Source organism: Leptolyngbya sp. Heron Island J (assembly GCF_000482245.1).
GTDB lineage: Bacteria > Cyanobacteriota > Cyanobacteriia > Phormidesmidales > Phormidesmidaceae > Leptothoe.
In genome coordinates this window covers 118,188-140,257 of sequence record NZ_AWNH01000008.1, presented here as the reverse complement: position 1 = coordinate 140,257, position 22,070 = coordinate 118,188, and the positions used below count along the sequence as shown (strand labels likewise).

Genomic DNA, 22,070 nt, shown 5'->3' with positions numbered 1-22,070 from the left:
TGTACCCTCTGCCCATACGCTAGCCATGGTATCGACATTACAACATCTGTTTTTAGATATCCAAGGGGATAATCAAGGCACTAAACCCGGTGAAAATCCGATTCATCGCATTGTCACGCTACATAATCGTGGTGATCGAGCCGCCTATTTAGAGCTATGGGTGGAGCCAGCCGATCAACACTCCGCTGGCATTGTCCAGTGGGTCACCTTTGACAAATCAGAATCCGATCTCACATTAGATCCCCATCAAAGCCTGGATGTCACCCTCACCATTACGGTTCCCCTGCAGGCTGAAGCTGGATTTTACGGGTATGACATCTGCATGCGATCTTCCCAATATCCAGGCGAAGACGTCCGGCGTAATCAACAGCTACATATTCTTCCTTCGGATCAAGAAGCTCGGTTACGTAGCGAACCTCTCCTGACCGTCACCCCAGTAACCGATTCAGAACATCCCCATGTACTCAAGTCAGGCACGACTTTAGACTTAAGCCTGACCGTTGAGAATCCCTCCAGACGTACCGATCGGTTCTTTTTACATTGTGATAATCTGCCCTTCGACTGGTTTACCATTCAATATCCTGAGAGCGATGCAACGGTGCCAGGGGTGGTTACATTTACCGATGGACTACAGCTAAATCCACGGGAAAGTGGTCAAATCACCATGACTATCCATCCACCTCACTATTCTCCAGCCGGTAGTTACTATCCAACCCTGCGGCTCACTTCCAGAGCCCGACCTGAAATTATCTTGCTCAAGATTGTCTACTTTACGTTAGAAGCAGATGAGCATCTTACCATTGAATTGATACCTAAAACATTGTCGATTCCTTTGGGCAATCGATATTTTGAAGTTGCCGTACACAATCAAGGCAACCTTGAAAGACAGCTGGTCTTTCAAGGATGGGATGCGGATCGGCTTTTGCACTATCGGTTGCAGCCAGCTGATCTCCAGCTTGTGCCTGGAGAAGAAACCAATCTGCAATTGTATGTAAACCCGCGACACTGGTGGCAGAAAATATGGCGATTGCGCGATCGCACCGTTGAATTCGACATCCTGGTAGAAAACGCCAGCAGCAGCCCTGAGTACGCCCCAGCCTTACCTCAGCCCCTACCCGTAGGTTCTGTTAACCTCAAAGCACGCCGTCGCTGGCTTTTTTGGTTGCTGGTTTTATCGACTGCCACCACTGCAGTGTTAGGGTTGTTAGCACTAGCCTGGCATATGTTTGTTTGGCGACCCAGTCTGGCACCCAAAATTGCCAATTTCACCACAACTCAAGAATCTTATCAAGAAGGCAAACCTGAACCCATTGGCTTTAGTTGGGAGATTACCAATCCTAAAAAGATCAAGCAGATTATCCTGACCCAAGATGGTGCAGAAGTTTTCCAGCTATCTCGCATTTTTGTCGATATCGACGAAAACTTTTTACCCGAACAGTTTGACGAAACAAGTGTAGATGACTTCTTATATCCACCCTTAATTGAAAGCGGAAACTGTAGTCTGGAAACCAGAATCGACAACCCATCTCCTCTCCAAGTTTTACTCAGGGTGTATCGACGAGCCAGAAACCTGCCCGCTAACCCACAATATCTAAAGTGCCGAACAATTGTACCCGCTGATTTTCTCACTGAAGAACTGGGAGCCTCAGACAATGCAACCGCTGCCCAACGCCGACCAAAAGAAGGTAGCCATGAGTTTAAGCTGCAGGTGTTTGCCGGTCCAGGCGGTGAAACCACCAATCAGGCTACTAGCGCCTCTGAGGGTAGATTTGCCTCTCTCAAACGTATTCTTGGGTTGGGAGCACCCAGAACACAGCAGCTAGCGGACAAAGCGATTCTAGAAAACGTTACGGTAGCCGCTGCAGATCCCCCAGCAATTTTAGAGTTTCAGGCTACGCAGTCAGAATACCGGACAGTCAGCCTACTAACGATGCTGTCGGATTTGTCAGACCCTGATGATACCCGATCGACACCAGCGAACAACCGTTTTCAAAATTTAGCGACCGAAGAGTTGAGTAATGACCTTAATACTGACTCATCAGAGAATCCTCAAGCAGACCTTGATCCACAGCTAATACCCGTTAAATTAGGCTGGCAGATTAACAATCCAGCGGATATCCGAGAACTCCGATTAACAAGTTTATCCCCCGACGGTGCTGAGAATACTAAAGCCATCATCTATCCTTTTCTCCATGATAAAGAGAATCCTTCAGCCTTACCCGAGATACTAGCACTTGAGGAGTATTGTTCGTTTTTGCCCGCCAACCCCGAAACCGGGGCACAGGTATTACAGTGCAACAACGTTCCGACCCAGGCAAGTGACGTTGGAGAATATGTATTTTATCTGACAGTCGTAACCATGGATGGCAATGAAGCCTCACCTATCCTACAAACCACACCAACCATCAGTGTGAAACCGCCTGAACCCGCTATTGTTGATTTTGCCGTTAACGGAGAGAGCGTGGATCAGATGCCCCGGCACGTGTATGTATTAAACCCGGCCCGAGGTCAGATTGACATTACATTGAGCTGGGATGTGAAATATGCAGAACAGGTTGAACTTTTGCCAGCACCAGGTGAAGTTTTAGATAATGTAGACAAGATGACCTACACCCTGAGTGCGGCTCCCGGTACAGAAACGATTACACTACGTGGTGTGAACGAACTGGAAGAAGAAATCACCCAGTCTGTCATTATCGAAAAAGTAGCGTTTGAAAGCGGTGCACAACCTATCCCCATTCAATCGTCAAGACCCTCATCACGCACCAATGCCCCAGACTCTGCAGAAGGGCTACCACCACTGCCACCACCGCCAACGACCGTCCTACCCGTCCCAGCAGAAATTGCCCCCATCAGAACACCGCCCCGAGCCAACTAAGCAGTAATGTTTTACACCCCTTACAGAAAAGAACGGAAGCATAGAGACGGAAGAATGAATACAGACAGAAGAATGAATAAGGATTTTCAATCAGTCTTTATGAGATCTTTAAAGAAAGTTAACCAGATATCTAACCAAACAAATCAGACCAAATACAACACTTAGAAAAGCAAAAGAATATAGGTTTAGGTGCGATATTAAAATTCGTTTTATTAGGCTTGCGAAACTATTTTTGACTTCAAAAGCGTTATAGTTATAATTATGATTAAATAGAAAAATAGACGCTCTCCGAAAAGTCACATGATAATGGTAGAAAACCCAAAAAATGAGCATTAAGGCCAAAGTGCTAAGGGTGTAGGTCAGTATCATGAAATGTTGTGCACTATCCGCTAAGGTATTTGCTCCCCACAAAGTCTCAAAGATAGCCATGATACAAAGGGCTAAGAGCAATACTGTGTAACGACTGATAAGGGTAATCAAATTAGTAGAGAATTTAGCAAACTCTTTTTCGACAGTTTTAACAACAAAATCAGAATTTTCATATTGCTGGTTCTCTTGTATTTCCTCCAGATAAATAAGCTTTTCACTAAACTGGTAAGTTCTGATTAGATTTTTGTTTAGATCTTTAATCGCACCATAGGAACTCACAGCCACCCATGAAAGAGCTAAAATATTATAATTGACGAGCGTATAAGGTAAATACAATAAATAAGGAAGAAAGCACTGTCTAAAAACCTGGTTGGTAACACTATAATTTTTTGTACTTAACGTTAAAGGACCTAACCACAGATGATAATAAAGGGATAAACTAAAAACAGTAATTCCTACACTAAAGAAAGTACGTCGCCAGCGTTTTACAATAGCTTGAGTTCCCCGTGCAAGTTCAACAGCTTCTTTCCTCCAAATAAGTCCAATAAAGTAAAAAGACCCTATCGCGAAAAAAGCACTACGAACCAGCTCAATATTTGCCCCATATCCTTTCCAATCAAAAGCCTGCAACCAAGGCTCGCTTGTAAACCAATAATATGAACTCCAAAGAGATAGAAAACTCACAATAAATATAACAATACAGGCAAGTAATACATAGGCCACCCCCCTAAACTGTGGTGACACTACAGAAATAGAATCGGCTTTGCCTGATGCTTGCAATGACTGCCAAACATCTTCAAGTGTTTTTTCTGCCCACTCTAAGTTAAAAACTTCTTGATAAATGAGATTATTAATTTGGAGAGAATCTTGTGCTTGGATAATTAATCCTGAAAGGATCAACTCAGCTGCACAGGAATTATGTTTAGGCTTTACTTTTCTATGAAGAAGGATGTCTCTGTATAGGTTGAGTAGTCTAATTGTTTTTTCATTTTGACCAATAAGCTTTGAGATAATTGGCCTAAGATGAGGCGGATTATCATTAGCTTCCCAATCTTGAATAATAAATGTTCTAATTAAGTTTTCTACAGTATAACTTTCTGATGCACTGTTGTCGTGAATATGATTCACCACTATGTGACAAATTTTTTGTGTTAAATAGGGTTGTCCACCCGTCCAGTGGATAATTTCAGCTAACGTTTGTTCTGCATCTTCAACGTTATTCTCTAGCCCTTTCAGTAAAGATGTCTTTGCTTCTTCGAGACGAAATCCATTGAGAGTAATTGCTACACCGATATTAAAAGGTGTACAGTATTGATCCTTAATAAGTTCATTAGGAGAACTGACTCCAAGTAAACAGAATGTCAACCGTTGATACTTAGGATTATCAACGCGACTATTATAGAAAGAGCGTATTATTGCAAAAAAATTATCCGTATTAAAGCTTAAACCCAAAACAGCGTCAATCTCGTCGAAAAAAAGAATAATATTTTGTTCTTCTGAGGCAAGCAAAATTTCATCTATAAGCTCTCTAAGAAGCTGTGATGGAGCTAAAAAATCATGCTCAGCCCACCATTCTTTCCAAGACAAATCTTTAGGTAGGTCAATTTTTTTGAGCAAGCGATAGGTAATCCCCCGAAACCATCTATCTTCAGATTGATTGCCAATGGATGATAAATCTATACTGATGCATTTAACATTATCGTTTTGGAGTTTAGCTTGTGTCCTGATCCGTAGACTAGATTTACCCATTTGTCTAGATGTCAGAACATAGCAAAAGTTACCAGCCAGCAGCTCTCTATGTAAAACAGAATCTGCTTGACGCTCAACATAAGTAGGATCATCTCTAGTTAAAGAGCCACCCTGATAACGGTAACTAAAAGTCATACCGACATACTAGTTTCTGCGCTGATCTGTTGTTGAAAATATTGGCGATACAGCATATTCCTTATCCTAGCGGAATTTTGACGTAAGATGATGAGTCCTAAGCTATCAAGGTAAAATGCATCATTAGAAGGAATTGGAACAAAGCTACTTGACGCTAATAATGACTTCATTCTTGCCAGTATATTCTCCTGGTTTTGTAACTTTGACGTTAAGTCTTGCAGATGATTTCGATAGGGGCCATTCGGCGTTGCAATAATCTCTACAAACATTTGAAAAGTTAGTTCTGGACGAATCTTGGCATAATGAATTGCATTGGAGATAAGTTCAGGATGACCACCGATGATATTCATTAATTCCTGTACTTCTGCTTCAGTCCATAGAACTTCATGCCAAGCTAACATATTTTGAACTTGTTCTTGGTTGAACTCAGGTAGACTGATAGGCTTTCCAACATTAAAAGGAGAGCTGACTACGCTAAGATTAAGATATAGATCAGTAGAGTGTGCTAAAACAATACGCAACTTTCTCCACAATGGTGAGCATCTTGCCTCTTCATACCAAGAACGTAGAAGACTTAACAAGTTGACTGCTGTCTGGTGAAAAGGAAAGATGCGATCTAAATTATCAATCAGCAACACAACTGGGGTATGTACATGAGAGAGAACTTGTTCCTCAAGATAGGCTGTACAGTTATCATTACTGCCATCTTCATCATCCCAAAACTCTTCTACTCGTTTGCAGGTGCATAAGTTAAGTTGGCGATATATATTACGACAAAACCACTTGAGAACTTTATCGGGCTGATCGAGCACTACATCATCAATTCGCAGCATATTCAACCGCAGTACCTGGTAGTCTAACCTGCTGGCAGCATCACTAATTTCTGAAATTAGAGCTGTCTTACCCATTCCAGCAGATGCCTTAATTCGAATCAGTGAGCCATCAGTTCTAATTTCTGCATGACATTGGGTTTCAATGGGAGGTCGTTTCACATAGCAGATACCTTGCCTATCAAGATTACGCTCTGTAATATCTTGCCAATCACAACCAACAGCACGGCAGATTGCTTTAAAGTTTTCTGCTTGAATTTTCTCCCTTTTCCAGAACCGTCTAAGGGTTGGTTGAGCAACATAGGCAGCATCACACCAGACTCTATCAGACTTAGTCCATCCCTTGGCTCGTCTAGCCTGATCGACGATTAGCAGGCCATCTTCAGATGCTTGGATTCCCATATAGATAATGTAGTAGAGGTAGAGGGGTAAGGAGTTTTTAGTGCAGTTGACATACTATTTCTGAAAACCAGATCTAGAAATGCATTTCTCGCTCCTCAGGTATTACTGATCACGTAAGTGATCATAAAGGTGATCAGTACTTGACTATCGCAACTGTAGTGTTGCTGCTATGCTTTGGACAGTAATTTTTGAATTGACTTACTCAAGTTTTGTAATGCAATTTCATCAATTATATGTACTACGACTGCCTGAAATCTAAAGTCACATTGCTACTAGTTACATAGATTTACTTTGAAAAGGCAAATCGTATGTAACCAGTGGCTCGTCAAGACTAAATTTTGGGATGCATAAATTCTGGAAGTTTTATACTTCAAAAGTTTCAGAAACCATCGATCCCAATTTTTAAGTTTGACAATCCACTAGGTAAACAAAGTTAACTTCTGTTTCATCTTCTTTACCAAACAGTCTTTTTACTGCATGAGTATTTACCTACAGACGTAACAATGTAAGAGGTATCAGTTTAGTAAGCTACTGGTTCGCTTGGGTGTTTGATGTGGTTAATATATCGGTTTCTAAACAACGTTTGACAACTAAGGATTTTGACCATCAACTGGATATAAGATTACGCTGTCTGGTTACAGAGGCTTGTAGTTTTCCTGTTGGAAGCGTGGAACGACAGTCAGTCTTCAGTGAGATTTTTCGACTGGTGATGCAATCCAAGAAGCTTTGGAGGGAATCCAGTCCTTACTACGCTGATGCACTACAAGAAATGTGGGAGTACTGCTTCCTAAAGCTTGACGATCCTGAAAACGGTTATAAGCCTGATGTGTGTAGAGTCACCACTTGGTTAGATAATCGTCTGAAAAAAATCCTTCGACGCTATCGTGATAGAAGTCGCCGCCAGCTAAATAGATATGCCTTTGCGATCCAGTTCGATACTGGCCAAACTCTTGACCCAATTGATAATTTAATAGCTCCACCAGATTCTCAATTTGCCCTTGATATGCTTACCCACCTGTTGAATTGGGTTAACGAAGACCCCGATCAAATTCTCCGCAATCGGGTGTGTGCAAAGTATCCAAAAATCAATGCTCAAGTTCTGCTATTACGTCGATTACCTCCCAGAGAACAGTCTTGGACCGATATAGCTGCTGAATTAGGTGCTGATAAAACTTACATAGCACAATGGTATAGCCGCTACTGTAACCCTTTTTTACGAGACTGGGGAAGGGTTCATGGATATTTAGACAGTTAGGCTGACTAGGACTATCTTTAAACAAGCATAACACAATCAGATTATTGTTGGATAGCTTCTGCCTTAACAGCGATTTGGCAAAAGCCAAAAGTCATAATTCCCTGGATACAGAGGATTACTAAAACTAAGACATAGTTGTTGTAGCCATGCTCATCTTTACTGGAAAGGCTTTCTATAGCTTCAAGAAATCTATGCGGTCTGGAAAGCTTAAGTCTAAAAATACATACGGTTTTACCATACTTGAAACTCTTATTGCGATTGTGATTGTAGGAATCTTATCAGCCATATCATTGCCAGTCTTTATGAAACAAGTAAATAATGCAAGAGAAACTGAAGCTCAAATTGCAGTTAACTTTCTCAAAAAGAGTCAGTACATGTTCTATCTGGAGAACAACAGTTTCTCAGATGATTTACAAGAACTCGACTTTTATGAGACTGAGACTGAAAACTATATTTATTTAGCCCAGACTGATGGAAATCTCGATGGAATGGTCCATATAGCAATGTCAAAAAGAAAAGAGATAGATTCCTATGCTTCAGTTGTATATCTGGAAGGTAACCAATTAGCAGAGTGTAGTTTCTTTTCTATGGATATCAGCTTTGAAGATTCTATATTCGAAATTATGCGTTTTGTCTCAAGGGTTGTGGAAGATTACGAACAGTATTGCACTGCTTAAGTTTGGGCTGATTTGAAGGATAAGGATAGGGTAATTTATGCCGATCTCAGTCCAACCTTTAGTTTGTCTGTAAGAATAGACAGTCTTCTGGATGCAATCAGATGGAAGTATGTCCGATTAACCTAGACAACTGAACCTATGGTGTTTGGTTAGACTGAGCTGAGATAACTTGACTGAGCTACTATCTTATTTTTTAAGACAAAGAGTATTCTTTGCATACTGTTTTCTCGCTAATAGAGGACATTTGGTCAAGCCAGAGGCTGTAACCCCATGTAAAGGAGGTTAGGCAGATCAGGGAGCAAAAGGCAGCATTTAGAAAAATAGATCGTTCTTCAAGATTGAGAAAAGACAATAAAAGCGTAGGCCCCATGCCACTAATGCCTTTACTAGTTGAGAAATCAACTAGCGTGTCGGTGGTTTTATATTTATCACGAAAATCGGACCATGCTTGATGGTAATGCTGTTGGGCACTCGCATCTACTGGCTTGATAACAGTGGAAATCTTGATTTTTACAATGGGAAATTCCTGGGGTTCCAGCAGTGTTTGCAGGTCGGTAGCATCTTGCCAGGAGGGAATTGCGTAAGGTATTGACAGTCGAAGCGTTGTTACTTGTTCTCGATAGGTTTCAGGGCGAGTTCTTGTTGCTGTTCTTCCTTGTGAGTCTGTGTAGGTTTCTGTTACCCAGCGAGTTCGCCATTCGTAGTGATAGGCATGAACATGAAAATTGATGTAAGGTGGTTTGTCCAGCAAAGATTTGAAGTATTCGTGGGTTTCTTCTTCAGAGCGGATATGTCTTAAGAATTTAAGTGGCTGAAATATTGCCAGGGAAGCAAAGGCTACGAACAAAGCTGCCCCCATACAGAGTTGAATATTAGTTGATTGAGGGTTGGATAAATAGCTTTGCTGGCCTTGAACTACAGTAAAGAGATCGGTGTATGAGAACCATACAATTAGGATAATAAGAATAATATCAACGAGTATACGAAAACCAGCAGAAGGTTGTTGGTCCATTTCAGGGTTATTTTTTCTGCTGCTGCCATAGGAGACGATGGCTAAAAAATCTGGCAGAATTAGTAGGGCGATAATACTGATGAATAATGCCAGAGGTTGCTCGTTAGGGCTATGACCAAAGAATAAAACTTCTATCTGTTCTGTGAGTGGAGAGGTGTTAAACAGAAGAACGAGACTGGCCAGATAGGTGATTATGGATGAGCAGGTAAGTGTTGCTTGGAAAATGTTGTTGAACATCGTAATCAAAACAGAGTCAGCACACCTGTTGTAATGTTATTGTCAAGATCAGAAGTGATTCCGTGTCAAAGAGTAACAGCTTCACGATCGCAACGTAAGTGTTATCTGTTCATGTTTAGCCAGCCGAATACTTGTTGGATAGTAAGGCTGAGATCTAGATTGGGAAAGACAGGAAGTTCTTGATTGTCCTGACCCAGAAAAGGTTGTTGCTGGGGGCGAAATATTAGAATGCTTAAGTCATCTGGATCAACAAACCAGCCTAGATGACTGCCGTGCTCTAGACAATGAAGAATATTTCCCAATACTTTATTGGGACGTTGGTCAGGGGATAGAATTTCAATCGTCCAATCGGGTGCCAGGTCGAAGTTGTCTGGCACATCACCGTCTGCTGTAAAGGGGATACGCTCCCATTGAAAGATGGCTATGTCAGGAATGATGGACCGGTCACCAAATGTGCATCTTAATTCTGGAAAGGCGTAGGCAATTTTATTGTCTTCTGCGACTTGATTGATGGTGGTGCATAGTTTTCTTTGCAAGCGGCTGTGGCGTCCCTTGGGTATGGGCTTTTGAATGATGTTGCCATTAATGTATTCACTGGCGGGTTTGGTTTCTGGTAACTGCAGAAACTCTTCCAATGTTATTGGTTTGGAAGGTGCTTGTACCATTGGGTTTACCTGGACGCATGGCTATGGCTTTATTATAGGGCTAAGCTAGAATCACAAGCATTGGTGGGCAATGCCTAACATCACCACGTATGTTAAACATTGTTCTGTTGGTAGTGCTGTCCCTGATCGGAGAGCTGTCTGCTCGGATTTTTGGCAAGTGTGATTTCAGTTTTATGGGGTTTCCCAAAAGCTGTGAAGGCGGTGCGTTAGTCTAACAAGATAGCAATTGCATTTTCATCGAGAAGAACCATATTGCTCCTCAACATCCTTTAAGACTTCTTCAATCGTTTCTTTTTCAGGACTTTTCAGGCTGTGCTTTTTAGTAAAGTACTTCATGTACGCATCGGCAAAACGTTCTCTTTCCTTGCCACATCTTGAAGACTTATTCGTGCCCCCATAGCATGTGTTCGGAAAATTATCAATCCTGATGTGCTTTTTAATATCGTATACTTTTTCCACAGCATGACCAGTCTCATGAAGTAGCGTATCCCAAATTTTTCCAGGAACAGGAGTTCTTCCAACTTTTAAGTCTAATTTATCACGATTATTCGCTCTCTTCTGGGCTTTTCTAAAGCTATCTCGTGTTAGCTCAATCCTAGGTAGTTGCTTCCATCCTGTTTCTTCACTTAATTGACGAAAAGTGCCTTTTTTCCTCATAAGCCTTTCTGCGTCACTCTTTGTTATCGTCCCACCTCCAGTCTTTTTCCCACCGTTCAGAGCTTCTGTAACTACTATTCTAGGAATAGAACTGTAATTAGAAGAAGGCAACAAGGATAGCGTATCACTGATAGAACTTAGCTCTTCTGGAGTAGCTCCAAATACACTAATACCCTGCTCTGACTTTTGTTCAGGAGTTTCATACAAGAGTTGAAGTGGATGACCATACCAACCATTTTTCCGTTTACATACTCTATCTTCGCAAGGACCTTTACTATCTTCAGCATTTACAACTTTTATCCATGGCTTCTTGTAAATGTAAGCTTCTTTACCTAAGTGTAAGACTTTAAACCATTTTGCTCTATGCTCATGGGTCCCCCAGTCAGGAGTCAACTTTTTTCTTTGTCCACGCTTTAAGGTTTGAATTGGTTTATTAGAGCTGTATCGATTAGGCTCTTTACGTACATGCCAAGATTCGCAATCGATCACAACATATGGACTTGATTGATGCTTCGCTTGCCTCTGTACATACGAAGCTCTTATCGCTTGCTGCTGCACCACATGAGTCAACTCATGCGCCAACAACTCCTTTCCCCCACTCGACCCCGGATTATACTTTCCCGAATTAAAATAAACATCCTGCCCATGAGTAAACGCTTGCGCCTGAATCACATTGGCCAAATCCGCGGTCTCATGCACCCTCACATCACTAAAATCCGCCCCAAAACGTGGCTCCATAAACGCCCGTGTCTGATCTGATAGCGGTTGTCCACCACCTCTATGACTGGCCAACTGCCCCTCAAAATTTTCAGGTGCCGCCGGAGTGCCCCCCTTTGCCTGCACCTGAGGCTTTGCCTGTAGCGTCTCTTCATCTTCTTCTGACACTGCCTGCCGTTGTAGGGTAGGCTTCATCTGGAGATTTTCCTTTTCCTCTTCTGGCATTGCCTCCCGCTGTACAGCTGAGTCAGGCATAGCCATCACTTTGGCAGCCATCTGGTCGGCTTCTTGTTCATACTTATCCCCCGGATGGCCAATTGTAAGCTTTGCCTGCACCGGTAATTCTTCTTCCTCTTCTTCTAAACCAGGTTCAGCCTGCCGCTGCAATGTCTCCTCGTCTTCTTCTAAACTTGGTTCCGCCTGTTGTTGAATTGGCTGCGACACCCCATGGCCAAACTGCATCGCATGGTCTAACTGCGTTTGTACATCAGGCTCTTGAGCCTCATCAAGAGCCTGATCACCAAAACCTCGAAGCGTTTGCTTTTGTACATTGGCGTTGCTCACAGGAGCTGATTTAGACTTTGCAGTACTAGGAGTAAAAGCCATGGGATAAACTCCGACTAGAAAAATCGATTCAAAACAACTTGAAAATCAAAATAAATTGGGTAATTAATCAATGAAAAACTAGGTGGATAACGTCCTCCCCTTACCAAAGGGAGGTGCCGTAGGCGGAGAGGTCTCGACTGCTAGCGCTAAACACCGAAACCCCTCCCTGACGGTTCCCCTTGCCAAGGGGAACCACTGGTATTACAGTCTCTAAAACAGGCCAAACTAACTTCTCACCCATCCCTTCACCTCTGCATCCGTAATCGACCGTTCAAGCTTTCCATACTCCCGCTGAGCCGCCTGCAACAAATGGTGCATCTGCACAGGCTCATCATCATCAGCCGCTAAAAATGCTGCATTCAGTGCAATATTACGAATATTGCCCCCTGCCACATTCAGACGAGCCAACTTTCTAAAGTCTAGGCCATCTGTCGGTGTCTGAACCGGAAACATCCGCTGCCAAATGGCGGTGCGTTCAGACCAGTCTGGAAAGGGAAACTGCGCCATAAACCGAATCCGTCGCATAAACGCCCGATCGATAGCATCCGGTAAATTCGTAGTGAGAATTGCCAGCCCCCGATAAGATTCCATCCGCTGCAGGAGATAACTCACCTCAATATTGGCATAGCGATCATGGCTGTCTTTTACCTCGTTGCGTTTACCAAACAGGGCATCAGCTTCGTCAAATAGTAAAATTGCGCCGCCTGTCTCAGCGGCATCAAAGACCCGGCTGAGATTCTTTTCGGTCTCGCCAATGTATTTACTAATCACCGCACTCAGATCAATCTTGTAGAGATCTAGATCCAGCATATTTGCCAGCACCTCAGCTGCCAGGGTTTTACCTGTCCCACTGGACCCAGCAAACAAGGCTGTCATCCCTAAGCCCCGTCCATTTTGCCCGGCAAATCCCCACGTTTGGTACACCTTAACCCGCTGGCGCAGATGAGATTCTAGCTCTCGTAACTTAACGATTTGAGCCTCAGGTAATACTAAATCCTCCCAGGTGGCCCTGGCATGGATGCGCTGGGCCAAAGACTCCAAGCGAGGGCGAGCCTGATTGCGACAGGCTTGCCAGAGATGATGGGGCAGAAGGCTGGTTTGATTATCTGCCTGGTTATCGATCTGGCCCAGCGCCTCTCCATAGGCGGACGCAATCATGGGAGCATTGAGATTAAATTGGCTGGTGATCTGCTGCAGGTGACCATTGAGTTCTACAGCTGCAGTGCCCAGATTTACTTGCCACAGATGCTGTTGCTCAGCTGGGGTGGGTAGGTCTACTTCAAAGGTGACCGTGGGCTGAGTGAGTTGTTGTCTGGTGGGGCTAGAGAGGATCATCAGCCCCGACACGTCTTCGATAAAACAGCTGATGGTGTTCGTCTGCTCAGGATTACCTGTCCACTCCAGTAGCAGTCCGCTTTGGCTAAAGATGGCTTCTCGCTGCCAGCGACGGGCTAATCGATTGAGGTCGAGGGCTGCTGTGGGTAAGCTCTCGGCAATTAGACGATGCAACGTTAGCCCCAGTTGGGTGGCGGCGGTTTGGGCAATGGCGGCGCGATCGCACCCCTCTCCGCCCCACAGCTGTAATACAGGATGAGTTCTTCTCCAAGTCTGCACCAGCCTGTCAGCCAGTCGCTGATGAGATATCACCAGTTCACCTGCATCAGCCAGCGGTTTGACGATTCCTACCAGTTGCTCATCTAAAGGATTACTACCCGTGAGAAAGTGTATTACCCGCTCATCAATCCGTAATGGGCTTAAGGTCAACGCGCGACCTGGACCTACCTCCACAAGCTGCCAGTGACGCAGGGGTGCATCTGTCGATAATGCGCTCCAGCTGGGCTCTGGCAGATTTCCCAGGGCCAGACTAAAGGTGGGATAATTGCGTTGAGCATCTCCATGGAGTGCCGCAAAAATAGGGGCAAAAGTGGCGTCTAGCTCCATGCCCGCGCAGAGTAGCAAGACCCCTTGCTCAAAAGACGATAGCTGACAGAGATTACATAATTGCTCAAAAGCAGGTGGGTGTTGAGGTATCTCTAAAGTCTCAAACTGTTGTAGAGCGACATCTACAGACGGGATATGAGACAACATAGACAGCTCCATGGAGGCCTGTCGCAACCGCTCGACCAGGCGAGCTTTTACTATGGTGATAGCCGCACTCAGATACTGTTGATTTTCGTTTAGCCATTGACTTCTAGCGCTACTCATATGGCTGCCCCAATTGTTACCGTTGGGCCAATATAGCGCTGTACCATAGGATTTTCAGACTCAGGTGAATCTACCTCTAGAGGGCTTTCTGCCCCGTCAATTTGGACTCTGACTAGATAGGTGCCTGTGCGTATTTCTTTTAAGGGAAAGGTGAGGCAGTTGGTATCGGTTGTTCGACGTTCTCCCTTGCCCACATACACTTGAGTGTCGCGCTCTTGATCGTTTAATAACAGATAGGTACTCTGATGGGCAGCTACGGTAATATCAACCCTTAAACTTAGCTGTCCGTCATAAACGCCATCATCAATTTCCGTCAAATCTAAGGCAAATGGGGGTTCATTTTCGACTGCCGAGAGAATTGTGGGGCACAGAATGATTGGTACCAGGTTCGACAAAATTGAAAAGTCTTGGCTGTGGTTACCATTGTCGCTAACGGTTTCCACATGGGCAACGCGAATACCCTGGGCACCAGCTCGTAGCTGCGTTTTTTCAGCTGATGACAGGGTAGGTAGCGTGATTTCTACTTGTTGTTTGCTCACGTGTTGAGGGGTGAGTCGCGCCTGTCCCAGCTGCACTTGCACTTTAATATTGTCTTGATTACTGGTTTGTCCACTTTGCAGCTGTCGTCCTTGCAAAAACAAATGACTGTCTAAGGTGATGGGGGTATTGAGACTGCCAGGGGTGCTCACCTTAGTCAACACAGGCCGCACAGGAGAGGTAAAGAAACGGCGACTGCGTACGGGTAACGGCGATTTGCCTGGCTTTCGACCTTGAATGACGACGGCGGTTGCCTGATAGGCAAAGGATAAAGAATAGGGAATTTGAAAAAAGACGGACCATACCCGCGATAGTTCTTCAGTGGTAATGTCGCTGGGGAAAAACTTTACCAGCTGCACCTGTTCTGCCAGAGTGGAGCCTTCTAGTTCCTGGATAGTTGAGCTAGAGACTGTTTCACGAATCATCTCTTGGGTAATTAAGGGACTATCCACCAGGGTTTGGATGGAGCTGCCCATTAGTCGCTGAGGCTCCAACCGCTGTTCATTACCATAGAAGGTGAGAATATAGTGGAGGTCCAGGCTGGCCTGACCGTGTTTAACTAAGTCTCCTTTGGGACGTCGGGTTCTAATATCGGCATTGCGCCAGGCGGTGTTGGGGGTAGCATGGTAAAGAAATGCATTGATCCGGGCACCAGCAACATTGCCACCGGGTGCATCGGGTCGCTGGGTGGTAATTTGAGCACCGGGCACATCCTGAGAAATGCCTTCTTGCAATAGCTTGTTGAGTACGGCTGTCACCGTTGCGATCGCAAGATGATTACTCATAGGCACCCTCCCTTGTCTCCATCCGCCTTGTCTCCCTTTGCGATCGCCATTGTCAGGGCACCCACAAGGCATGCCCCTGACCCAACTCTAGTTACAACGGTGAAACCGACCCACTTTCGCAGCTGTCGAGAAAATCCATACATAGCTTTAGATTTGTGGCTAATCATAGACAATTACTTTAGGATTGGTGAGAATAATTGGTACAAATCTCCTATGGGTAGCCGTTGGTTCCGTTGGCTAACTCCGCTGTGGGTGTTAACAGTTTTGGGAACGCCCGTTTGGGCACAGGATGCCGAGTTTGAGTTAGAAGATTTTGACTTTTGGGCTGAGCAGTGTTTGCTGTTAAGTCAGGATACGGACTATGAGAAAACCCTGGAAGCTTGTGAGACCGCCATTGGTCTTAAACGTAAGCGAGATAATTTAGAACTGTGGTCGGCCCGCAGTCGGGCTCTATTTGAGCTGGGGCAATATGTGGATGCCATTGGCTCTTACAATCGAGTGTTGGAGGTGGCTCCACGTGAGTCGGTGGCACTGGCCTATCAGTGTGCGTCCTATGTGCAGCTATCCCGCTTGGACGATGCGATCGCCACCTGTGAACAAGCCTTAGCGATCAATGGTAGCTGGGGCACTGATTCTCCAGCTCTGGCCTGGTACTATCATGGTCTGGCACTGCAAACCATGGGGCGGTTAGAAACAGCACTGGGGTCCTATGGCCGTGCCCTTAGGGTCGATCCAGAGAATGTGATGGCGCGGGCGGGCCAGTGTGCTGTGGCGGCTGAGCTGGGGTATAGTGGCGGCGCGGGCAATAGCTATCGGGGCTGTACCCTAGGAGAATCTGTTGTTGCCTATGAGCAGGCTCTGGCCCAACAGCCTGATACTGAAACTCTCTGGTTTCAACAGGGATTAGCGTTAGAACAACTGGGGCGCTATGCCCAGGCGCTGACCTCCTACGAACAAGCCATTACCCTGGTAGAAGATTATTCCCTGGCCCTGGCCCATCAGTGTGGTGTGCTCAATCAGCTAGAAGACTTTGAAACGGCCCTAGCGGCCTGTGATGCGGCCTTAGCCGGTAATGGCAAATGGGATCGATTGGGGCCGGGCTATGCCTGGAGCCAGCGCAGTGCGGCTCAGGTGGGGGCAGGGGATTATGAAGGGGCGCTGGCGTCTGCTGACCGAGCGGTAGCGCTACTGCCAGACTATCCAGGGGGCTGGAACAATCGAGCGGTGAGTCTCTGGCATTTGGAACAACTGCATGAGGCCACCGTGGCGATTACTACGGCGTACAGCAAAGAGAAAGATATTTTAGAAACGTTAGCAACAGAAACCTTTGATCGCTCCTATCAGGAGTCGCCAATTTTATTTCACAGGCGACGGGTGTTTACGGCGTTTAATCAGGGTTCAATTTTGTTGGATCTGGGTGCCCATACAGCCGCTGTTGAGGCCTACCAGCGGGCGGAAGCGGTGTTGGCGGACTGGCAACCGCAGCTGGTGGGGGGACAGCTAGTCAGTGATGATTTTTTGGCCAGGCTGTGGTCTAACTTTGCGATCGCACTCCATGCCACTGGCGATCGCGGCCGCTTCTGGCAAGCTGGCGACTATGCAGAACGCGCCACTCAGTTTGCACCCGAGTCCTATGAGATCTGGTATAACTCAGGTCTAATCCAGAGCGCCGTAGGTAACTATGGCTATGCTCTAGATGCGCTTACCCAGGCTAATGAGCTGGACCCTGAACAACCGGACTTAGCTTCGGCATGGTACAAACTGGGGGACGATGCGCTGAGGGGATATCAGCTGCCCATTGCCTGGGAAGCTTTACAGCGTGCTGCCATGGTAACCCCCGACAATATTGACATCGCCATTAGACAGGGAGAGGTATTAGACCGTGCAGGCTGTTCCCAAACGGCTCTACAGTACTATGAGCTATTACTGAATGCTGCCCCAGACAACACTCTGGTAGCTGAACGTCACAGGAATCTAATGGCTACGCTTAGCACCGAAGGGGCACCATTTGTCAGTGCCTCCACCGTCGATGTTAGCCAGTGTACTCAGCTTTTTCCGCCTGCCCCAACTCCTCCCCCTTCTTCTCCTCTACCTGCTTCTCTCCCCATCCTGCCATGACCAGTTTGTTTCCTGTCAGCTTTAAATTTGTTCTGCCCAAGGGACTGATTGACAATCAGGGCAATCTCCATCGACAGGGACGAATGCGTCTGGCGACGGCCAAGGATGAAATTGTTTGTGGGCAGCACCCGATCGTACAATCTGATCCAAGCTACAGTACCTTCGTGATGCTATCCCAGGTGATTGAACAACTGGGTGACCTAGAGACGATTACACCGGAACTATTGGAAAATCTGTTTAGACCGGATTTTCAATATTTAAAGCTGTTTTATGAACAGGTGCACCAGGGGGCTACACCGGAGCTGACGGCCCAGTGTCCCCAGTGTCAGCATCGTTTTAATGTGGAGCTAACCCCGTCGGGAAAGCTCTGAGCTACCCCTCAGAAATGCTGCGAGAGGAGGTAGCCTGTATTGCGTATCACTTTCATTGGTCCTTGGAGAGTATTTTGGCGCTTAACCATGTGAGTCGGCGGCGGTGGTGTCAGTCGGCTATGGGGATTCATCGGCGGGATGGGGGTGATGGGGTGATGGGGTGATGGGGGGTGGGAGATGTTGAGGTGGCGGTTGGATCGGCTGGGGTGATTAGGGGTGAAATCTCCAGGGTGTAGGTGCAGAAGGCGGGTTTTTCTTGTTCAATCAGGGTACGAATAGCGGTTTCGTCCAGGCTGGCTAACTGTTCCTGACTGTCAGGGTTGAGTATGACGACAAAATGATAGGCTTTGCCGCCGCCCAGGCTGGGTTGGTCACCCAGGGTGATCTCGCCGATGGCAAACTCGCGTTCATCGGGTTCAAGCACTTCGATTTGTTGCTGCTCTAGCCCTGTACACAAATGCAGACACAGCTTGAGACCACGGGCGGTGCCTCGCCATTGGTAAATCTCTACGGCATGGCGGATCAGCCGTCGCTGCTGGCTCAGGGTTAAGCTGGGGTTCATGGGCCAGGCGACCCAGTGGGCTAAAAAGGGGACTAGCGCTTTAGGGGTGAGTAGCGGGTCTAAATAGGCCCAAAAGGTTTCGGTAGTCTCGTAGACGGGTTCAAAGGATTGTTCGGTAATGTTGAGAAAACGTCCGAGAAAGTCTGACTCTTGGTAAAATTCGGGCAGAAATTTTTGATAGATGCGCTCAGGACGGGGGTAGAGCTGCAGGGTTTTGTAGGCGATCAGCTGGACGGCTGAACTCTGCTCGGGATCATCGGTCTGGTGGAGAAAGATTTCACTGCCGTAGCTTAAGGTGGGGTGCGATCGCATAGCCGACTGCTCAGTTCGCAACGCCTCAGGATCTTCAAAAAAACGACTCGGTAGCGTAAACCCCAGGTTGATAGAAACCGTTTCTCGGGGTTGTAGTGCAAAATAATCGGTGCCAAACCTGAGTGACTGCTGCCTAGAAAGTTCAACATTCTCACGCCAGATCCCATGTCGAGGCTCTTCATTTCGCGGCTGCCCAGGGGGTAGCTCAGGCGTAAACCAACTCTCTGGGAAATCACCCTGGACCCCCACACTCACCCATAGCGCCTGTTGACTATTATTTTTAACCCTGGCCGTGACTTCTGTTAGTTTACCGGGTATAAGCAACACTTCCCCTGGCGCGGGTGCCGCAGCCCCATTTAAGCCACTCTTCCAATCAATTGGGGAAGGCGTCGCTACGGTGAGGTCAACATTGGGCTGCGGCAAGGAAACCATCGGCTAGTTTGTAAAGCAGTGTAGGGAGAGACTGTTAGTAGAGGTGAAGGGGTAGGAGAAACTGAGAGTGAGAAGACTGATAGAAAAACCTTTCGGGGCTGCGCCTTGTGGGTTCGGCTGCGCTCACCGTCGAAGCCTCACCGTCGAAGCCTCACGCCGAAGTCCCACCTCGGCACATACCACCAATCACAACGACATAAACGTAATGGCGTGCCCCGGATTGGTATCATCCTGCCATGAGGTAGCCATTTCCAATTCTCCCAGGGGCACAGTAACCATAGCAGTAGGAATTCGCATCCAGCCGACAGTGTCTTGATGATGGTAGCGTCGCCAGCAAAATAGCTGTACCTGACCGACGGAGCGGACTTCAGGATAATCTTGTAAAAGGGCAATCACATCAGAGGCCTGCACCGCCCGTCCTAACGGCCAACCCTGTTTATCAAAGCCGCCGGTAATCGGGTTAAGAAACTCATACAGCTGCTTAATAAAGGTTTGTTGGAGATATCCCAAATCTGCTGACTGCTGATATTGGGGCTGCAGATAGATCTCGGCGGATACCTGAATACCCACATAGTTAGGCGGCTCAACGGTGGCTCGAATGCCCAACGCTCGATGTAAATTGAGATGGTCTTGAAGAGACTGTTTGAAGGTATCGTGGAGCTGCAGCTGGTCGGGATGAAGCCCCTGGTCAAATGATTCTATTTTGATCTGGGGAATAATTAACAAACGGATCACACCGGGGGTGGTGAGATGAGGAGCCCGGACACAGTGGGCAAAGTAAACAGCGCGGCCTAAGTCAAACTGTTGGGCGGTGCGTTCAAAATCTTCGGGGCTAATGGCTGTTTCTCGGGTGCGGAGAATTTCAGGAACCCGAATCATGGCCTGGTTCAGGGATTCAGCATCACGACCACCCTCGGCTGGTTCATAGTTGACCACCTGTTTGACATAGGGGATAGAGGACTTTAAAACCCTTAAGGCCCCGGCACAGACATTGCCACCGCTGCCGCCGCCCACACGATAGGTGGTCATATAAATCTCTGCACCAATGGGAGGAACTTTGCCATACTGACGTTCGTTTAAGCGATCTATAGGTTCTAAAACCGCTGGCATATAGTCTGATTCAGCCAGCGATGTCACTGACTGACGGATACGGCTAGGCCGCCCCCAGGATTGAATGGCGGCTCGTTCGTAAATCTTTTTCTGTAGCTGGTTGGGCTCCCGGATCAAGGGGCCAAATTGCACCGTCCCGCTGGCATTATCAATCAGGTAGTGGGGATCATCGGCTCCGGATGCACCAAAATGTTTAACTTCTTGCCACGATTCCGAGGGGGCATTAAGGGGGTGAACTTCGATATATTCTGTTGCGGGCTGACGTTGTAAAACCGGACGTTTGCTAAGTTCAAATACCTGTCCTGGCTTGCCGGTACTCACTCCCAAAAGCTCTGTTTTAAGTTTGACACATTCACTGGCCAGGGTGACACCACCAATAGCGCGAACGGCTACTCCAGTAATTTCGGGTGAACGCTGGTAGTTAAACTGCTGAATGTTGCTCTGATTAAGAGTACTTCTTGGGGCAGTATAGACACATCGAATCCAGTGACCTGTGTAGTTGCCAAAGGTAGTTTCGGCCCATTGCCGGGGCAAGTGTAGGATGACATCGGCTCCCTCTTCCTCAGGGTTTGGTCCCCCCTGGCTCAGCTTATCAAAGCTAAAGCCCTTGGTTTTGTCATCGGTTTGTTCCCGTAGAATACCATCCTGCCAATCGCTACCATCCCAATATTGCCAGCTCAGGGGAGGATTGTTGGGGTCGATACCGGTGGTAACAGCAGCTGGGCCATTAAAGTTAAAGGCGAGCACATTCCCTGCGATTTGGTTAACAGTCTCTGAGCCAGTAGTTTCGGAGTCAGCAACACCAGGATTACTGATATTAGTCTCACTCTGGTCAGGTATATCGACATCTAGGACAAAGTACGCGCAGTTACCAACATCACAAGCCTTAAATAACTGTAATGAGACTTCCAGATTAGCTGAATCTTGATTGCTGCGGAGGACATTATCGAGTTCTCCATCAGTAGGGCATGACAAGGGTTCTAGGCCTAACAGCAAATGTTTGATCCGGGGTGTACCAATCACCAGAGGCTGGTCCGTAGTAAATACAATCGCAGGCTGATTTTCGGTCCTCACTGTAGCGATTTCGGTACCCGCTGGTATGACTTTTGTCGTCGCTTGGGCCTTGGTTAGATAAAAGGTTACCTTGGTGCGGGCAGGTACTGGCGGCTGCAGACGAATCCCTAACAATTCTAAAAAGGCAACATAGTGACGGGTGGGCACCTGGTTAAAGCGGTAGAGCATTTGGTGCACCAGCCAGGCAAATAGCTCTATCAGGGTGACACCCGGATCGCCCGCATTGTAGTTTGTCCACTCAGGGCAGTAGCGAGGAATGCGGAGCAAACATTCTTCTACCAGTTCGTCAAAGGTGCGATCATCCAAGTTAGCCTTGGGGAGATCGGGCAGGTAGTCGGTGGTAGTGAGGGACTCGGGGGACATGGGGATAGAGGC

Annotated in this window: 15 protein-coding genes; 6 read left to right on the top strand and 9 right to left on the bottom strand. The window is 46.6% G+C overall.

What is annotated here, in order from left to right:
* Positions 1–25: 25 nt before the first annotated feature.
* Positions 26–2,878: a COG1470 family protein gene (locus tag N836_RS41635; protein ID WP_023070451.1), complete on the top strand. Its 2,853-nt coding sequence runs from the start codon at positions 26–28 to the stop codon at positions 2,876–2,878.
* A 108-nt stretch (positions 2,879–2,986) separates the two neighbouring features.
* Here the strand turns inward: N836_RS41635 and N836_RS72735 are convergent, their stop codons facing one another.
* Together N836_RS72735 and N836_RS41630 are read right to left on the bottom strand one after the other, a co-directional pair.
* Positions 2,987–5,131 (bottom strand): AAA-like domain-containing protein, encoded by a 2,145-nt coding sequence (locus tag N836_RS72735; protein ID WP_023070450.1) that lies wholly within the window; start codon positions 5,129–5,131, stop codon positions 2,987–2,989.
* A complete protein-coding gene (locus N836_RS41630) occupies positions 5,128–6,363 on the bottom strand; it encodes an AAA-like domain-containing protein (RefSeq protein ID WP_023070449.1) in 1,236 nt (411 codons plus the stop codon). Before N836_RS41630 ends, N836_RS72735 begins: the two co-directional genes overlap by 4 nt.
* Before the next feature lie 667 nt (positions 6,364–7,030).
* Here N836_RS41630 and N836_RS41625 point away from each other — a divergent pair.
* Positions 7,031–7,618, top strand: a complete 588-nt coding sequence (locus N836_RS41625) for a sigma-70 family RNA polymerase sigma factor (RefSeq protein ID WP_152532025.1) — start codon at positions 7,031–7,033, stop codon at positions 7,616–7,618.
* A 146-nt stretch (positions 7,619–7,764) separates the two neighbouring features.
* Positions 7,765–8,295, top strand: coding sequence for a type IV pilin protein (locus tag N836_RS0136835; RefSeq protein ID WP_023070447.1), 531 nt, complete (start codon positions 7,765–7,767; stop codon positions 8,293–8,295).
* A gap of 193 nt (positions 8,296–8,488) precedes the next feature.
* Here the strand turns inward: N836_RS0136835 and N836_RS41620 are convergent, their stop codons facing one another.
* The 5 genes from N836_RS41620 to N836_RS41605 form a co-directional block, all read right to left on the bottom strand.
* Positions 8,489–9,544, bottom strand: a complete 1,056-nt coding sequence (locus N836_RS41620; RefSeq protein WP_023070446.1) for a hypothetical protein — start codon at positions 9,542–9,544, stop codon at positions 8,489–8,491.
* A 101-nt stretch (positions 9,545–9,645) separates the two neighbouring features.
* Positions 9,646–10,209, bottom strand: a complete 564-nt coding sequence (locus tag N836_RS41615; protein ID WP_023070445.1) for a Uma2 family endonuclease — start codon at positions 10,207–10,209, stop codon at positions 9,646–9,648.
* A gap of 234 nt (positions 10,210–10,443) precedes the next feature.
* Positions 10,444–12,189 carry an eCIS core domain-containing protein gene (locus tag N836_RS72730; protein WP_023070443.1) on the bottom strand — a complete coding sequence of 582 codons (1,746 nt, stop codon included), beginning with the start codon at positions 12,187–12,189 and terminating at the stop codon, positions 10,444–10,446.
* Between the two features lie 225 nt (positions 12,190–12,414).
* Positions 12,415–14,394, bottom strand: a complete 1,980-nt coding sequence (locus N836_RS41610) for an ATP-binding protein (protein WP_023070442.1) — start codon at positions 14,392–14,394, stop codon at positions 12,415–12,417.
* On the bottom strand, positions 14,391–15,716 hold the full coding sequence (locus N836_RS41605) for a DUF4255 domain-containing protein (RefSeq protein ID WP_023070441.1): 1,326 nt from the start codon (positions 15,714–15,716) through the stop codon (positions 14,391–14,393). Before N836_RS41605 ends, N836_RS41610 begins: the two co-directional genes overlap by 4 nt.
* Before the next feature lie 12 nt (positions 15,717–15,728).
* On the opposite strand from N836_RS41605, the gene N836_RS41600 reads away from it, so the two are divergent.
* From N836_RS41600 to N836_RS78015, 3 genes are read left to right on the top strand one after another with little or no spacing between them, the layout of a single operon-like run.
* Positions 15,729–17,834, top strand: a complete 2,106-nt coding sequence (locus tag N836_RS41600; protein ID WP_161634918.1) for a tetratricopeptide repeat protein — start codon at positions 15,729–15,731, stop codon at positions 17,832–17,834.
* The gene (locus N836_RS41595; protein WP_023070438.1) at positions 17,831–18,205 is read left to right on the top strand and encodes a hypothetical protein; all 375 of its coding nucleotides are present in this window, start codon (positions 17,831–17,833) and stop codon (positions 18,203–18,205) included. The genes N836_RS41600 and N836_RS41595 overlap by 4 nt, the downstream gene beginning before the upstream one ends.
* Positions 18,206–18,219: 14 nt before the next feature.
* Positions 18,220–18,369, top strand: coding sequence for a DUF6760 family protein (locus tag N836_RS78015; RefSeq protein ID WP_327058679.1), 150 nt, complete (start codon positions 18,220–18,222; stop codon positions 18,367–18,369).
* Here the strand turns inward: N836_RS78015 and N836_RS0136825 are convergent.
* Both N836_RS0136825 and N836_RS41590 read right to left on the bottom strand, forming a co-directional pair.
* Positions 18,333–19,511 (bottom strand): phage tail protein, encoded by a 1,179-nt coding sequence (locus N836_RS0136825; protein ID WP_023070437.1) that lies wholly within the window; start codon positions 19,509–19,511, stop codon positions 18,333–18,335. The genes N836_RS78015 and N836_RS0136825 overlap by 37 nt on opposite strands.
* A gap of 186 nt (positions 19,512–19,697) precedes the next feature.
* Entirely contained in the window at positions 19,698–22,058 is a 2,361-nt protein-coding gene (locus tag N836_RS41590; RefSeq protein WP_023070436.1) for a putative baseplate assembly protein, read from the bottom strand.
* Between the last annotated feature and the right edge of the window lie 12 nt (positions 22,059–22,070).

What these genes read in the sequence shown, in the direction of transcription:
- N836_RS41635 (WP_023070451.1), top strand. Translation starts at nt 26, where the DNA reads ATGGTATCGACATTACAACATCTGTTTTTAGATATCCAAGGGGATAAT.
- N836_RS72735 (WP_023070450.1), bottom strand. Translation starts at nt 5,131, where the DNA reads ATGACTTTTAGTTACCGTTATCAGGGTGGCTCTTTAACTAGAGATGAT.
- N836_RS41630 (WP_023070449.1), bottom strand. Translation starts at nt 6,363, where the DNA reads ATGGGAATCCAAGCATCTGAAGATGGCCTGCTAATCGTCGATCAGGCT.
- N836_RS0136835 (WP_023070447.1), top strand. Translation starts at nt 7,765, where the DNA reads ATGCTCATCTTTACTGGAAAGGCTTTCTATAGCTTCAAGAAATCTATG.
- N836_RS41620 (WP_023070446.1), bottom strand. Translation starts at nt 9,544, where the DNA reads ATGTTCAACAACATTTTCCAAGCAACACTTACCTGCTCATCCATAATC.
- N836_RS41615 (WP_023070445.1), bottom strand. Translation starts at nt 10,209, where the DNA reads ATGGTACAAGCACCTTCCAAACCAATAACATTGGAAGAGTTTCTGCAG.
- N836_RS72730 (WP_023070443.1), bottom strand. Translation starts at nt 12,189, where the DNA reads ATGGCTTTTACTCCTAGTACTGCAAAGTCTAAATCAGCTCCTGTGAGC.
- N836_RS41610 (WP_023070442.1), bottom strand. Translation starts at nt 14,394, where the DNA reads ATGAGTAGCGCTAGAAGTCAATGGCTAAACGAAAATCAACAGTATCTG.
- N836_RS41605 (WP_023070441.1), bottom strand. Translation starts at nt 15,716, where the DNA reads ATGAGTAATCATCTTGCGATCGCAACGGTGACAGCCGTACTCAACAAG.
- N836_RS41595 (WP_023070438.1), top strand. Translation starts at nt 17,831, where the DNA reads ATGACCAGTTTGTTTCCTGTCAGCTTTAAATTTGTTCTGCCCAAGGGA.
- N836_RS78015 (WP_327058679.1), top strand. Translation starts at nt 18,220, where the DNA reads ATGCTGCGAGAGGAGGTAGCCTGTATTGCGTATCACTTTCATTGGTCC.
- N836_RS0136825 (WP_023070437.1), bottom strand. Translation starts at nt 19,511, where the DNA reads ATGGTTTCCTTGCCGCAGCCCAATGTTGACCTCACCGTAGCGACGCCT.
- N836_RS41590 (WP_023070436.1), bottom strand. Translation starts at nt 22,058, where the DNA reads ATGTCCCCCGAGTCCCTCACTACCACCGACTACCTGCCCGATCTCCCC.